The sequence below is a fragment of the Zemynaea arenosa genome, assembly GCF_004614185.1.
Taxonomy (GTDB): Bacteria; Pseudomonadota; Gammaproteobacteria; order Burkholderiales; family Burkholderiaceae_D; genus Telluria; species Telluria arenosa.
Genome location: NZ_SPVF01000227.1, coordinates 1 through 13,824, shown reverse-complemented (window position 1 = coordinate 13,824; position 13,824 = coordinate 1). Strand labels below are relative to the sequence as shown.

Sequence of the window (13,824 nt, the reverse complement as noted above, 5' to 3'; positions counted from 1 at the left end):
GCTCGGACCGGTGTGGCTGCGGCGGACCATGCCGGCGCCACGGGCCACGGCGGACGCCAGCGGCCACTGGCGAACCGCTGGCGCGGGCGCCTGCGCGGCGAACTCGCGCTGTACGACGCGAACCATCAGATCCTGGCCGCCATCGGCCGCCCGCTGCCGCCCCTGAGCCGCCTGCAAACCTACAGCGGCCCAATGATCAACGCCACCGGCGTCTACGCCATCCACCTGAGCGACGGCCGCTGGCTACTGGTGCGGCGCGGCCCGCTGCCGCAGCAGATGTCGGCCGCCATCATCGTCCTGCTGCTGCTCACCGCCGTGGTGGTGGCGATTGGCGCCTACCCGGTCGTGCGCCGCATCACCGGCCGCCTGGAACGGCTGCAGGACCGCGTGCAGGCCTGGGGCCGCGGCGATCTCTCCACCCGCGTGGCCGTCGAAGGCACGGACGAAGTGGCGCGCCTGGCCACCAGCTTCAACGAATCGGCGGCCCGCATCGACGCCCTGATGCGCGCCCAGAAGTCCCTGCTCGCCAACGCCTCGCACGAGCTGCGCTCCCCGCTGGCCCGCATCCGCATGGCGGTGGAACTGGTGGGCGACGGCGCCCCCGTCGCCATCCGCGATGAGCTCAAACAGAACATCGCGGAGCTGGACCAGCTGATCGACGAGGTCCTGCTGGCCAGCCGTCTCGATGCCACGCCGGAGCAGGCGGGTGTGGACGAAGCCGTCGACTTCTCCGGCCTGGCCGCCGAGGAAGCCGCGCGCGTCAACGCGCATGCGGACCTGCAAACGGTCACCGTGCGCGGCGATGCGCGCCTGCTGCGCCGCCTGGTCCGCAACCTGCTGGAAAACGGCCAGCGCTACGGCGGCAGCGATCCGCTGCACGTCACGCTGGCGGTGCTCGATAGCGAAGTGCAGCTGGACGTGTGCGACCGCGGGCCCGGTGTGCCCGAGGCGGAGCGCGAACGCATCTTCGAACCCTTCTACCGGGCGACGGGGGCCTCCGAGACGTCGGGGGGCGTGGGCCTCGGATTGGCGCTGGTTCGCCAGATTGCCCAGCGCCATCACGGCCGCGCCGTATGCCTGCCGCGCGAGGGCGGCGGCACTTGCTTCCGCGTCACACTCCCACGTATCTAGCCAGGCAATTTGGTGTCATTTGTAAGAACTTGCATCCGCACTGCGCGCGGCAATCGTGCGTGGCTATATTGGTCCTATCAAGCAAGCTCATCAAACGACAACTGAACCGGGAGAATTCCATCATGAAACGTACCCTGACGATTGCCCTTCTTGCCGCCAGCGCGGCAGCCTTGACCCCGAGCGTCTTCGCCCAGACCTACAGCGAGACCGTGCGCACCGCGCCGCCCGCACCGCGCCAGGAAACGGTGCCGAAGCTGGTCGACCATCACTTCTGGTCCCCGGGCTACTGGAAGTGGGATGGCCATCAGTACCAATGGGTGCCGGGCCATCTGGAACAGGCGCGACCGGGCTACGCCTGGACCCAGCCGCAATGGCAGCGCTATCAGGGCGGCTGGCGCCTGCGCGAAGGGGGCTGGCATCCGACGGCGGCGGTGAATAGCCCCCGCGACAACCACGCCAAGCCGGCAACCCCGGCAACCCCGGCCACCCCGGCTACTCCGGCTACTCCGGCCAAGCCGGCGACGCCCGCCACCCCGGCTGCCCATGACGATCACCCCAAAGCGGGCGGCAAGAATGGCGGCACCGGTGGCCAGCACCGCACGCCCAAGGACCGCGACCACGACGGCGTGCCGGACCGCCGCGACTCGGCGCCCGATAATCCGCAGGTCAAGTAATCCGGCCGCGCGCCGCCGGCCACCAGCCGCCTCATGGCGGCTTTTTTGCGCGCGTTGTAGTCAGGTGGGCTTGGACACCATCAGATAGAACACGATCACCAGCGCGAAGAACGCCGGAATCCCCAGCGCCACCCAGGTCCTCAGGTAACGCCAGTACAGCGGCGGCAGGTCCGTGTTGTCGCGCACCGCGGCCTGCGCCAGGTCGCGCAGGCGGATCTGCAGCCACACCACAGGCGCCCAGCAGAAGAATGCCACCACGTACAGGATCAGCGACCACACGATCCAGCGGCTGCTCATCGGATAGCCCGCAAGATGGATCAGCCAGAATCCGGTGAGCGGCTGCAGGATGCCGGTGGTTCCGGTGAACAGCCAATCGCCCCGCACCACCCATTTGTTCACCACCGCGATGGCGCGGATATCGCGCGCGCGGTCCAGCGTCAGGAACAGCATGTAGAACGCCGTGCCGATCCCGGTGCCAAACAAAATGGTGGAGGACAGGATGTGCAGGGTCTTGACGATCAGGTATTCCACTCACGTCTCCTTCGGATTGCGCTCGACCTGGTACAGCAGCCAGATGGCCGCCAGCATCGGCAGGTTCTTGGTCAGCGGCCCGTACGGATGCACCAGGAATTCCGGCAGGCGGAGCGCGATGACCACGGTGTAGAAGCCGATCAGCAGCAGCTGCGCAAGCCACAGCCAGCGCCGGCGCTTGAGCAGCAGAATGCCGAGGCCAAAGCACAGGTCCAGCGCCGAGGCGCCGTACAACATCAGTGGCCGCAGCTCCTGTGGAATGCCGGTGCGGGCCAGCAGTTCGTAGCTGTCCGCCACCGGATACAGGCCGGCGGACACGGTCGCCGTGGCGATCCACACGAGGGCGATCGACCAGCGCAGCACCGGCAGCAGCCAGTCCATCTGCGCCTGCACCCGCTCCGCCGCCGGGTCGGTGACAAAGCTGCCGATCGCACGCGGCGCATGGCCGAGCAGGCGCGCGGTGAGCGCGGGGTCGGCCACGTTGTCGCGATTGAGCATGCTGAGAGCATCAGGGTCCAGCAAGCTGCCGGGCACCAGCTGCGCCATCCCCGCCGCGCTACGGGTGAGGAAGTCCGGCAGCGGCAACACCCATAGTTTGCCGAGCCCCAGCGCGCGCCGCAGCGTGCGCAGGTAGTCGGTGAAGGACACGACCTCGGGTCCGGCCAGCCGCACGATGCGCGCGTACGAGTCAGGCCGCGCGCGCGGCGCCGTTTCTGCGGCGGGCACGCGGCGCACCAGCGCGCAGAGGGCGGCCACCACGTCGTCCACATGCACCGGCTGCACGCGCTGCGGCGCGCTCCCGAAACGCACGCCAAGCGGCAGGGTCGCCAGCATCTTGAAGAAGCGCGCGCTCGCGCCGCCGCGGCCATAGATCAGCGAGGGCTGCACGATGAAGCTCGCCACGGGCAGCGTGGCGAGGTAGTCGTCCGCTGCCTTCTTCGACAGGTGGTAGGGAGTGGTGGCCGCGTCGTCGGCCCCCAGCGCGGAGAGCTGGATCACCAGTTGCACGCTGTCCGACTCGGCGCAGGCTGCGAACAGGGCGCGCGGTGCCTCGGTGTGGATGGCCGCGAAGGTCTGCCTGCCACTCTCGCGAAAGATGCCCACGGTGTTGATCACTGCATCGATGCCCTGCAGGCGGCCCAGCCACACGGCCTTGCCGGTGTCGCTCGAAAAATCGGCCTGCACATAGCGCAGGCGCGGCTCGCCACTCGCGCGGGGCGTGCGCACGGCGCAGACGAGATGGTGGCCATCGTCCAGCAGGGCGCGCAGCAGGCGCGCGCCGACGAAACCACTCGCTCCAGTCAAGAGTATGCGCATCGATCCGGCCAGTCCGTTCGCGAAGAATGTCAGGCCGAGTTTACCGGCAAACCCGGCCCCGGTGCGTCCGGCAGGCAGGCGCCAGCCCAGCGGCGTTCTTGGTATCGTGGCTCCATCCCATCCCACCCATCCAGGAGTCGAACATGCAAGGAAACGGAACCGACTGGGGCACGTCGATCAAGCGCGGACTGGTGTCCGGCACCACGGCCAGCGTGGCCTCCACTGCGGCGCTGGCGGCGCTGGGCAAGCGTGACAGCGGCAGCGCAGTGGCACCGGTGAATGCGGTCAGCCACTGGTTCTTCGGCGACAAGGCGGCACGCCAGGAACGGCCCACCAAAAAGTACACGCTGACCGGCTACGCCATCCACCATGCCAGCGCGGTATTCTGGGCGGTGCTGTTCGAGCGCGTGTTCGGCAAGCTGCTGGACTCGCGCCAGGCCAGGTCGGTGCTGCCCGCCGCCGCCGCCACCACCGCGGTGGCCTGCTTCACCGACTACAAGCTCACGCCCGAGCGCTTCCAGCCCGGTTTCGAAAAGCGCCTGACCACGCCCTCGGTGGCCGCGGTGTACGTGGCCTTCGGCCTGGGCCTGGCCGCGGCGGCGCTGCTGCTGCGCCATGACGACTGAGGTCCCCGCTTTCATCTGGGCGCTGCTGGCCCACGCGGCCATCGGCGGAACGGACGTCATCCTCAATCACGAGATGATCGCCCGGCTGCCGCGCCAGCCGAATGCGGGCGCCGAGCAGCGCTGCCACGCCATGCGCGAGGCGCTGTTCGCGCTGATCTTCCCGGCCCTGGCGTGGTGGGAGTGGCATGGCGCCTGGCTCGCCGTGATCGTGCTGCTGTTCGCGCTGGAGATCTGGGTCTCCACCATCGACACCATCATCGAATGGGAGACCCGCCGCCTGCCGTGGACCGAGCGGGTCGAGCACGTGGCGCTCTTCATCAACTACGGGATCATCGGGGCGCTGCTGGGCGTGCGCGCGCTCGACTGGGCCCATGCGCCGGCGGAGCTGGTGCGGGTCGACTACGGCTGGGCAAGCTGGGTGCTGACCGCGCTGGCGGTGGTGTCCCTGGCCTGGGCCATCCGCGACACCCGCAACGTCATGCAGCGCGGGCGCGTGCGCCCCGCATAAACGAAAAAAGCCGCACCCGGCAAAGGGTGCGGCTTGCAGCGGGACAGCGCAGGCTTAGAACGCGTAGCTGGCGCGGCCGTACACGTAGCGGCCACCGCGGCCGAACGGCGAGTAGTTGGACCACACCGGGCCGCCATTGGTGTTCAGCGCCGGCGGGAACGGGTCGGAGTACTGGTCGAACAGGTTCTCGGCACCGATCGCCAGCGTCAGGCTCTTGTTGAACTTGTAGCGGCCTTCCAGGTCGACCAGGGTCTTGGCGGACATCGGCCAGTCCAGCGCCGCCGACGTGCCCGGCGACAGCGTCTTGCCGTAGCGGGTGGCGCGCAGGGTCGCGCCCCAGGCGTCCTTGGTCCAGTTGGCGTTGGCCGAGAACTTGTTCTTCGGCTGCGCTTCCTCGAAGATCAGCACGTTCTGGCGCGCGAACAGCACCGGCGCCGGGTTCAGGGCCGACAGCTGGTTGGTGGTCGGGACCTTGGTGACCTTGATGTCCGAGAAGTTGGCCGCCAGCGTCAGGTCCAGCTTGCCGGCATTGTCCAGCGCGAACGGCCAGTTGCCGACGATGTCCACACCCTGGGCGCGGGTGTCCACGCCATTGATAAAGAAGCGGGCGCCGCCGATGCCCTGGAAGCCCTGCTGCTGCAGGAAGGCGATCACGTTGGACTGCTGCAGCGTCTCGGACAGCACGATGCGGTTCTTGACGTTGATGCGGTAGGCGTCGATGGTCAGGCTGCCCTTGCCGACGCGGGCCACCGCGCCCAGCGAGATGTTGACCGACTTCTCGGCCTCCAGGTCCTTGGCGCCGAGCGCGCGGGCCACCGGATCGTTCGGCTTGAAGGTGGTGATCTCGAACGGCACGCCATTGATGAAGTTGGTCGAGGTGGCCGTGAACCCCTGCTGCTGCGGCGACGGCGCGCGGAAACCGTTCTGCACCGAGCCGCGCAGGCCGAAGTTCGGGGTGAAGTCGTAACGCGCGGCCAGCTTGCCGGACAGGTTGCTGCCGAAGTCGGTGTAGTGCTCGGCGCGCAGGGCGAACGAGGCCAGCAGCTGCTTGGTCACGTTCGCTTCAAAGTCCGCGAACAGGCCGATGGCGCTGCGGTAGAGATTGGTCTCGTTGGCCGGACGGTAGCCGGGGAAGCCCTGCGAGCCCGAACCGAGCGGTGCACCCGCCGCCGACAGCACGCCGCCGTTGCGCCAGGAATCCGGCTCGCCGGCGAACAGGTTGTAGCGCTCGCGGCGCGCCTCGGCGCCGAGCGACACGTTCAGCGGGCTGGACAGGCTGGCCATCGGGTAGGCGCGGGTCGCGGTCAGGTTGGCCACGGCCTGGCCGTACTGGAAGCCGCCGGCGTAGAAGCTGGTCTTGGATGCGGTGCCGAGCGAGGCGTTGACGGTGTTGATGACGTTGAAGGCCATCTTGTTGGTGCCGAAGCCCAGCGAGGCATCCAGGTCCCAGTCGCCCATCGTCCAGCTGACGCCGCCGGTGGCCGAGTAGTCGTCCACCACCGGTGCGATCAGCGGGATGAAGCCGTCCGGCCAGATGGCCAGCACGTTGCCGGCGTTGTTGGGGGCGCGGAAGTTGGCGGCCGACTGCGAATCGCGGCGCTGGTAGCTGGCCCAGCCGTAGGCCTTGGCGCCGCCTTCCAGGTTCATGCCGGCATTGGCGAAGAAGGTCGACTGCTGCATCTCCGGTTCGCCGTACCAGGTGTCGAAGCGGTTGATGGTGTTTTCGCGCGGATCGAACGCGGTGCCGACCTTCGGATACAGCGAGCGCATGTCGTAGCCGCTGCGCTCGGTGTGCGCCTGGTCCTTGTACTCGGCGGCCAGGGTCAGGAAGCCGTTCTCGCCCAGCGGCAGGCCTTTCCACAGGCTGAAGGTGCCGGTCTGGCCGTCGCGGCGGCTGCGTTCCTTCTGCGGGGTCCAGGTGGCGCCGGCCGGCGGGGCGGCGGTGTCGAACGCATAGTTGGTGACGCGCAGGCCGTAGGAGCCGGTCACTTCGCCACCGCTGCGGTCGGTGCGCAGGCGGACGTTGATCACGCCGGCGATCGCGTCCGAGCCGTACTGGGCGGCCGCGCCGTCACGCAGCACCTCGATGCTCTTCACGATCGAGGACGGGATGGTGTTCAGGTCGACGGCGGCCGAACCGCGGCCCACGCTGCCGTTCACATTGACCAGCGAGGCCGAGTGGCGGCGCTTGGAGTTGACCAGCACCAGGGTCTGGTCCGGGCCCATGCCGCGCAGGGTGGCGGGACGGATGGTGTCGGTGCCGTCCGTCAGGCCGGGGCGCGGGAAGTTCAGCGACGGCAGGGCCACGGACAGGGACTGGTTCAGTTCAGTATTGCCGACGTTGTGCAAGGTATCGGCGGAGATCACGTCGACCGGGGCTGCGGTATCGAGCACGGTGCGGTTGGGGACCCGGGTACCGGTCACGACGACGGTGTTGTCATCGGTGGGAGGCGTTGCCTGGGCCAGCGCGGAGCCGGCGAACAGCGAGGTGATGGTCAGGGCAAGGAGTTGTTTTCTTGGATTCGGTTTTGTGTGCATAGTTTCCCCAATAACTGAAGTGACTTGGTCTGTTTGTTCTTGATACTTCTGAAACCATGTTGGTGGCTCCAGTTGGGCTTGTCAATTTTTTAGGCGCGACTGTGGTGTGCGGTGCAACACATGGCACCACCTCTGTAAGTTCACTGTAAGGTTCAGCGCCGTCCGAGCACGCGCTTGGCCAGCTCGACGACGGCCAGCACCACGGCGCCGACGACCAGCCCGGCGCCGATGTCCGCCGCCGGGCCGACCAGCGCGTGGGCCGGGCCGGCGCTCGCGGCCCAGGCCTCGACCGTGTGGTGCGCGGCCGGGAGGCCATGCAGGACGATGCTGCCGCCGACCATGAACATGGCGACGGTGCCCAGTACTGACAGGAGCTTCATCAGCCTGGGCGCGGCGGCCAGCAGCAGGCCGCCGATCGCCTGCACGGCGCCACCGCGTTTCTTGCTCAGGTACAGCCCCAGATCGTCGATCTTGACGATCCCGGCCACGATGCCGTACACGCCCACCGTCATCAGCAGCGCCACCGCCACCAGCACCGCCACCTGCTGCATGAATGGCTGGCCCGCCACCGTGCCCAGCGCGATCACGATGATCTCGGCGGACAGGATGAAGTCGGTGCGGACGGCGCCGCGGATCTTGTCGTCTTCCACCGCCACCAGGTCCACCTTGGGATCGGCATTGGCTTCCACCAGCTCGCGGTGGTGCTGGGCGTCTTCCTCCTTGCCGTGCAGCAGGCGGTGCGCCACCTTTTCCACGCCCTCGAAGCACAGGTAGGCGCCGCCCAGCATGAGCAGCGGCTGGATCGCGACCGGCAGCACCGCGCTGATGGCCAGCGCGGCCGGCACCAGGATGGCCTTGTTCTTGAGTGAACCCACGGCCACCGCCCACACCACCGGCAGCTCGCGGTCGGCCGTGACGCCCGCCACCTGCTGGGCGTTCAGCGCCAGATCGTCGCCGAGCACGCCCGCGGTCTTCTTGGCGGCCACCTTGCTCATCACGGCAACATCGTCGAGCACGGTGGCGATGTCATCGATCAGGGCGAGCAGGCTGGCGGCGGGCATGTTGTACTCCAGATAAGGAAAGCCACAGTGTAACGCGCCTGCCGCCTGTCCGGCGCCGCTGCAGTCTGTCGCAGCGGCGCGTCGGCCAGGGGCGAATTTTGCAGTTCGCTCCCCAAAATCTGCATCTCGATATGCACCGAACGGAGGGTTTTTAACCGTTCAATCCCCAAAAACTGCATCTCGTCGCTTTTGCGAATTGTCATGTTGATCCGCTACGTATAGTTCGCTCACCTCTCCTGCGGTACAGCAGTGGAGACAAAAACGAACAAAACGACATGACCAGATTGCTGCCTTTGTGTGCCAGCCTCATGCTGGTGGCCAGCCCCGCTTTTGCCGGTTTCCAGGCGCACCGCATCGGTGCGCCTGAGACCGTCAAACTCGACGGTGTTCTCGATGAAGCCGCCTGGCAGAAAGCCCCGGCGCGCGACACGTTCTACGAGAACGAACCCCAGGACCGCGTGCCGTCCAAATGGAAAACCGAAGTCCGCCTGATGTACGACAGCAAATACCTGTATGTCGGCATCAAGGCCTACGATCCGGATCCGTCCCAGATCCGCGCCCCCTTCTTCCGCCGCGACGGCATCAGCGGCGACCAGGATTTCATCGGCCTGTTCCTCGACCCGGCCGGCGCCAAGAAGGCCGCCCAGATCCTGTATTTCAATGCCCGCGGCTCGTTCGCCGACGGCACCAACACCAACGCCGACGGCGAGGATTACGCCTTCGACTATGACGTGGACGTGGTCACCGGCCGGTTCGACGGCGGCTGGAGCGCCGAGGTCCGCATTCCGTTCAGCTCGGTCGCCTACGACGCCAGCAATCCGAACTGGAACCTGCTGGTGTTCCGCAACGTGGTGCGCGACCAGCGCTACAAGAACTTCTCGGCCCCGGTCACCAAGTCGACCAATTGCCTGATGTGCTTTGGGGAACCGATCGAAGGCCTGCGCGACCTGCCGAGCGGCTTGAACTGGACCGCTACCCCACAGCTCGTGATGCGCAAGGGCCGCGACCGCTACGAGGACCGCCCCAATCGCAGCTACAGCGGCCACGACCTGTCGCTCGACGTCAAGGTGCGCCCGGACTCGGCCACCACCATCGACGCCACCATCAACCCGGACTTCTCGCAGATCGAACTGGATGCGCCCCAGCTGTCCGGCAATACGCGTTTTGCGCTGTATGTGCCGGAGAAGCGCCCCTTCTTCCTGGAAGGGAACGATATCCTGCAGACGCCCTTCCGCGCCATCTACACCCGTTCGATCACCGATCCGAACTGGGGTGCGCGCGTGACCCGGCGCGACGGCAACACCGACGTCACGGTGCTGACCACGCGCGACGCCGGCGGCGGCCTGGTGCTGATTCCGAAGTCGTACAACACCGATTACGCGCAGCAGGATTTCTCGTCGCAGGCCACCATCGCCCGCGCCGTCTACAAGGGCGAGAGCCTGACCCTGGGCGGACTGGTGTCCGACCGCACCCTGACCGACAGCCGCGGCTACAACCGCGTGCTGGGCACCGACTTCCGCTGGCAGCGCAGCGACACCGAGCGCCTGTCCGGCCAGCTGCTGCTGTCCGCCACCACCGCCCAGCCGGACGAGCACGGCTCGCTGCGCCAGGGGCCGAAGACCGCCGGCCACGCCGCCACCGTCATCTACAACAACGAGAACGACCACTACGCCGTGTTCGGCGCGCTGGAAGACGTGAGCGCCGGCTTCCGCGACGACAATGGCTTCCTTTCGCAAGCCGGCGAACGCATGTGGGCGACCGAGCTGACCAAGAAGTTCGGCAAGACCGGCATGTGGAACGACATGAACTTCTACTTCCACGCCGAGCGCAAGTTCGACACCCACGGCGACGTGATCTACAACGACTACACGCCCGGCCTGTGGATGAAGGGCCCGCACGACCTGCAGGTGAACCTGCGCGTGCGCCCGTGGAACGCGACCCGCATCGCCGAGGGCGGCGAGCTGTTCCGCCAGCGCACGGTGTGGGCCGAGGTCGACGCCTCGCCGGGCCGCATCTTCTCGCGCGTCTCGATGGAGCTGGAACTGGGCGACGAGATCGAATACGCCAGCGCGCGGCGTGGCAAGGGCGGCTTCGTGTCGCTGTCCGGCACCGTGCGCCCGCACGACCGGCTGGAATTTGCGCCGTCCTGGTCCGCCACCTGGGTCAACGGCCGCAGCGGCGAAGAGGACGGCCACCGCCTGTACACCGAGCAGGCCTTCCAGCTCAACGGCATCTATCACTTCAGCCCGCGCGACAACCTGCGCATGATCGTGCAGAAGTCGCGGACCACCCGCAACCCGGGGTACTACCTGTTCCCCGTTGCGGCGCGCAGCACCGGCACCACCGCCTCGTTCGTCTACGGGCACACGGCGGGTCTGGGCACTGCGGCCTACGTCGGACTCACGCTGTCCGATGACGAAACGCCGGGCTACGACCCGCGGCACCGCCAGGACGAACTGTTCGTGAAACTGTCCTGGCAGATTTGAACACCGAATTCCAGCTCCACCGAACCGATCAACGCAGCCGACATCACGAGGTAAGCCATGAACCCGATGAACACCCTGAACGCCGACAAGATCTATCCCGCCGCGCCCGTGCGCCCGGTGCGCGCCGTCAAGCGCAAGACCCGCATCACCATTTACCTGGACGACGAAGTGCTGGAGCAGTTCCGCAACGACGCCCAGCAGACCGGCAAGGGCTACCAGACCCTGATCAACGCCGCCCTGCGCAGCCGTCTGCTGGCCCAGCGCGAGCCGGCGAGTTCAGCTTCCTGAACGCCCGCAGTTGACGGCGGTCCGCGGCCCCGCATCGTGGCGATCCAGTCACGGCGGGGCTTCCTTGCGTGCGGCCTCCGGAAAAACTATTACATTGGGAAAATTTTATGCTAATCTTCCCGCTCTTTTAACCCCGGAGGAATGTATGAAAAAAGGCGAACTGGTTGCAGAATTTGCGAAGCGCACCGAACTGTCGGGCGCAGCTGCCAACGGCGCTGTGAACACCCTGATCGAGATCATCACCGAGCGCCTCAAGAAAGGCGACACGGTGGGCATCACCGGTTTCGGTACGTTCTCGGTGGCCAAGCGCGCTGCTCGCAAAGGCCGCAACCCCTCGACCGGCGAAGCCATCAAGATCGCAGCTTCCAAGTCGCCGAAATTCGCGGCTGGCGCGACCCTGAAGGCCGCTGTCAATCCGAAGAAGAAGTAATCTTCCTTCGCCCGCCTGCCGGCGTCGTTCGCGCGCCGGCGGTGCGGTGGGCCCCACCCACCGCCTCCGCTGTCTTCCCCTCGCTGTACAATGCGGCTTCCCTGAACCCGCTTCCGTTGTGTCCCCATGAGCTTCACCACCTGGATCGGCTTTGTCGTCGCCGCGATCGTGATCGCCCTCTCGCCCGGCTCGGGGGCCGTGCTGTCGATGTCGCACGGGCTGGCCTATGGCGTGAAGAAGGCGTCCGGCACGGTGCTCGGGCTGCAGCTTGGCCTGCTGACGGTGCTGGCCATCGCCGGCGCGGGCGTGGGCACGCTGCTGCTGGCCTCCGAAGTCGCGTTCTCGATCGTCAAGACGGTCGGCGCGCTGTACCTGATCTACCTGGGCCTGATGCAGTGGCGTTCGCGCGCTGCCGCCACCGAGGGCGGGCCCCGCATCGACGCGGACCACGTGCCCTCCCTGCGCAAGCGCGTGCTGACCGGGTTCCTGACCAATGCCACCAACCCCAAGGGCATCATTTTCATGGTCGCGGTGCTGCCGCAGTTCATCGCCAAGGACGCGCCGCTGCTGCCGCAGCTGGCCATCCTCGGCGTCACCATGATGTGCATCGACACCGTGGTCATGCACGGCTATGCCCTGCTGGCCTCCTCGATGCAGCGCTTCTTCCGCAATCCGCGCGCGGTGAAGGCGCAAAACCGCTTCTTTGGCGGCGTGCTGATGCTGGTCGGCGGCGCCCTCTTCTTCGTCAAGCGCGGCGGCGCCCACGCGGCCTGACGTATCCGACTGCCGCAATCTGCAACCCTTTGTAATTGCCGTTGTCGGCCTTGCAGGGGCGCGGTGTAATCGGCTCGAATCCCCGAGGAGAACCGTGATGACTGCCCCCGTCCGTACCCGTCTGCTGGCCCTGGCGTTTGCGCTGGCCTTCTCTACCGCTGCCGCCGCCCAGGAGGCGCCGGGCGTGGCGGGGCGCGTCTCGCTCACGCAGGGACAGGTCACGCTGTCCGGCGCGCTGCCGGAGGCGGTGTCTGCGAGCGTCAACTGGCCGGTCACGGCGGGCATGGTGCTGACCACCGCGCCCGGGGCGCGGACCGAATTCCAGGTCGGGTCGACCTCGGTGCGGCTCGATGGCGACAGCTCGCTGGAAGTGACCGCGCTGGATGACGACACGGTGCGCCTGCAGCTGTTCTACGGCAGCGCCTACGTGCGCGTGCGCAGCCGCGAAGTCGCGGCCGGGTTCGAGCTGATCACGCCGACCGCGCGCGTGCGGTTGGACGAGCCGGGGCGCCTGCGCGTGGATGCGGAGCGGGTGGCGGCGACCACGGTGCTTAATGTGTTCGAAGGGACCGGTGTGCTCGATGCGCCGGGGTCCTCGTTCACCGTGCGGGCCGGGCGCCGCGCGCAGCTGAGCGGCGAGGATGTGCGCACCTCGCTGGCGACCCGCGATGGTTTCGATGACTGGTCCGCGCAGCGCGATGCACGCGAGGACCGTGCGGCCACCGCGTATGTGCCGCCGGAGATGACCGGCTACGCGGACCTGAACGACTACGGCACCTGGCAGGACAGCGCCGACTACGGGCCGCTGTGGATGCCGCGCAGCGTGCCGGTCGGCTGGGTGCCGTACCGCGACGGCAACTGGACCTGGCTGGATCCGTGGGGCTGGACCTGGATCGATAACTCGCCTTGGGGCTATGCGCCCTTCCACTACGGGCGCTGGGTGCAGGTGCGCGGGCGCTGGTGCTGGGCACCCGGGCGGCACAGCGGGCGTCCGGCGTGGGCGCCGGCGCTGGTGGGCTGGGTCGGTGGCGTCAACTGGGTCGTGAATTTCCGCGACCGTGACCGGCGGCCCGCGCAAGGCTGGTATCCGCTCGGCCCGCGCGACCGCTTCGTGCCGTCGTACCGCGCTCGCGAGCGGCATCTGCATGACCTGAATGGCGGCGTGCCCGGTGGCGGCCGCGATGGCCGCGGTGGACCCGATAAGCGCGCGGACCGAAACGGGCAGAATGGCCCGCGTGAAGGCGATCTGGGACGCCGCGATTTCCGGCCGCCCGGCCTGACCGTGGTGCCGCAAGCTCGCTTCGCCCACCACGGTATGGTGCGCGTGGCGGACGCCGAGAAAGCCGGCCCGGAAGCCATCCTGCACAACGCCCAGCCTGCGCCGCCCCCGCGCCCCGCCGGACAAACCTGGCAGCGCGGCCACCAGGACGGTACCCCGGCCATGGGCCGCCCCTGGCGCC

At 67.7% G+C, this 13,824-nt stretch carries 13 protein-coding genes; 9 read left to right on the top strand and 4 right to left on the bottom strand.

The features are described from left to right. Together E4L96_RS18035 and E4L96_RS18030 are read left to right on the top strand one after the other, a co-directional pair. A partial coding sequence (locus tag E4L96_RS18035; protein WP_135208602.1) for a HAMP domain-containing sensor histidine kinase occupies nt 1-1,131 on the top strand: 1,131 nt, incomplete at its 5' end. 122 nt (nt 1,132-1,253) lie between these two features. After that, entirely contained in the window at nt 1,254-1,805 is a 552-nt protein-coding gene (locus tag E4L96_RS18030; protein WP_135208601.1) for a YXWGXW repeat-containing protein, read from the top strand. A 60-nt stretch (nt 1,806-1,865) separates the two neighbouring features. Here E4L96_RS18030 and E4L96_RS18025 read toward each other — a convergent pair whose 3' ends face one another. Both E4L96_RS18025 and E4L96_RS18020 read right to left on the bottom strand, forming a co-directional pair. Beyond that, nucleotides 1,866-2,336, bottom strand: coding sequence for a DUF2269 family protein (locus E4L96_RS18025; protein ID WP_135208600.1), 471 nt, complete (start codon nt 2,334-2,336; stop codon nt 1,866-1,868). Beyond that, complete coding sequence (locus tag E4L96_RS18020; protein ID WP_135208599.1) at nt 2,337-3,653, bottom strand: SDR family oxidoreductase; 1,317 nt, start codon at nt 3,651-3,653, stop codon at nt 2,337-2,339. 143 nt (nt 3,654-3,796) lie between these two features. On the opposite strand from E4L96_RS18020, the gene E4L96_RS18015 reads away from it, so the two are divergent. Next, nucleotides 3,797-4,279 (top strand): hypothetical protein, encoded by a 483-nt coding sequence (locus E4L96_RS18015; RefSeq protein WP_135208598.1) that lies wholly within the window; start codon nt 3,797-3,799, stop codon nt 4,277-4,279. Further along, nucleotides 4,269-4,787, top strand: a complete 519-nt coding sequence (locus E4L96_RS18010; RefSeq protein WP_135208597.1) for a hypothetical protein — start codon at nt 4,269-4,271, stop codon at nt 4,785-4,787. Before E4L96_RS18015 ends, E4L96_RS18010 begins: the two co-directional genes overlap by 11 nt. Nucleotides 4,788-4,841: 54 nt before the next feature. Here the strand turns inward: E4L96_RS18010 and E4L96_RS18005 are convergent, their stop codons facing one another. Beyond that, nucleotides 4,842-7,325, bottom strand: a complete 2,484-nt coding sequence (locus E4L96_RS18005) for a TonB-dependent receptor plug domain-containing protein (protein ID WP_135208596.1) — start codon at nt 7,323-7,325, stop codon at nt 4,842-4,844. 152 nt (nt 7,326-7,477) lie between these two features. Then, nucleotides 7,478-8,386 (bottom strand): DUF808 domain-containing protein, encoded by a 909-nt coding sequence (locus tag E4L96_RS18000; RefSeq protein WP_135208595.1) that lies wholly within the window; start codon nt 8,384-8,386, stop codon nt 7,478-7,480. Nucleotides 8,387-8,661: 275 nt separating this feature from the next. Here E4L96_RS18000 and E4L96_RS17995 point away from each other — a divergent pair, with 275 nt between their 5' ends. The 5 genes from E4L96_RS17995 to E4L96_RS17975 all read left to right on the top strand — a co-directional run. Then, the gene (locus E4L96_RS17995) at nt 8,662-10,872 is read left to right on the top strand and encodes a carbohydrate binding family 9 domain-containing protein (protein ID WP_135208594.1); all 2,211 of its coding nucleotides are present in this window, start codon (nt 8,662-8,664) and stop codon (nt 10,870-10,872) included. Nucleotides 10,873-10,929: 57 nt separating this feature from the next. Then, nucleotides 10,930-11,160, top strand: a complete 231-nt coding sequence (locus E4L96_RS17990) for a BrnA antitoxin family protein (RefSeq protein WP_229414603.1) — start codon at nt 10,930-10,932, stop codon at nt 11,158-11,160. A 145-nt stretch (nt 11,161-11,305) separates the two neighbouring features. After that, nucleotides 11,306-11,590, top strand: coding sequence for an HU family DNA-binding protein (locus tag E4L96_RS17985; RefSeq protein ID WP_135208593.1), 285 nt, complete (start codon nt 11,306-11,308; stop codon nt 11,588-11,590). A gap of 126 nt (nt 11,591-11,716) precedes the next feature. Next, on the top strand, nt 11,717-12,364 hold the full coding sequence (locus E4L96_RS17980; RefSeq protein ID WP_135208592.1) for a LysE family transporter: 648 nt from the start codon (nt 11,717-11,719) through the stop codon (nt 12,362-12,364). A 97-nt stretch (nt 12,365-12,461) separates the two neighbouring features. Next, nucleotides 12,462-13,824 (top strand): DUF6600 domain-containing protein (locus E4L96_RS17975; protein ID WP_370660754.1); only part of this gene is annotated, 1,363 nt, incomplete at its 3' end.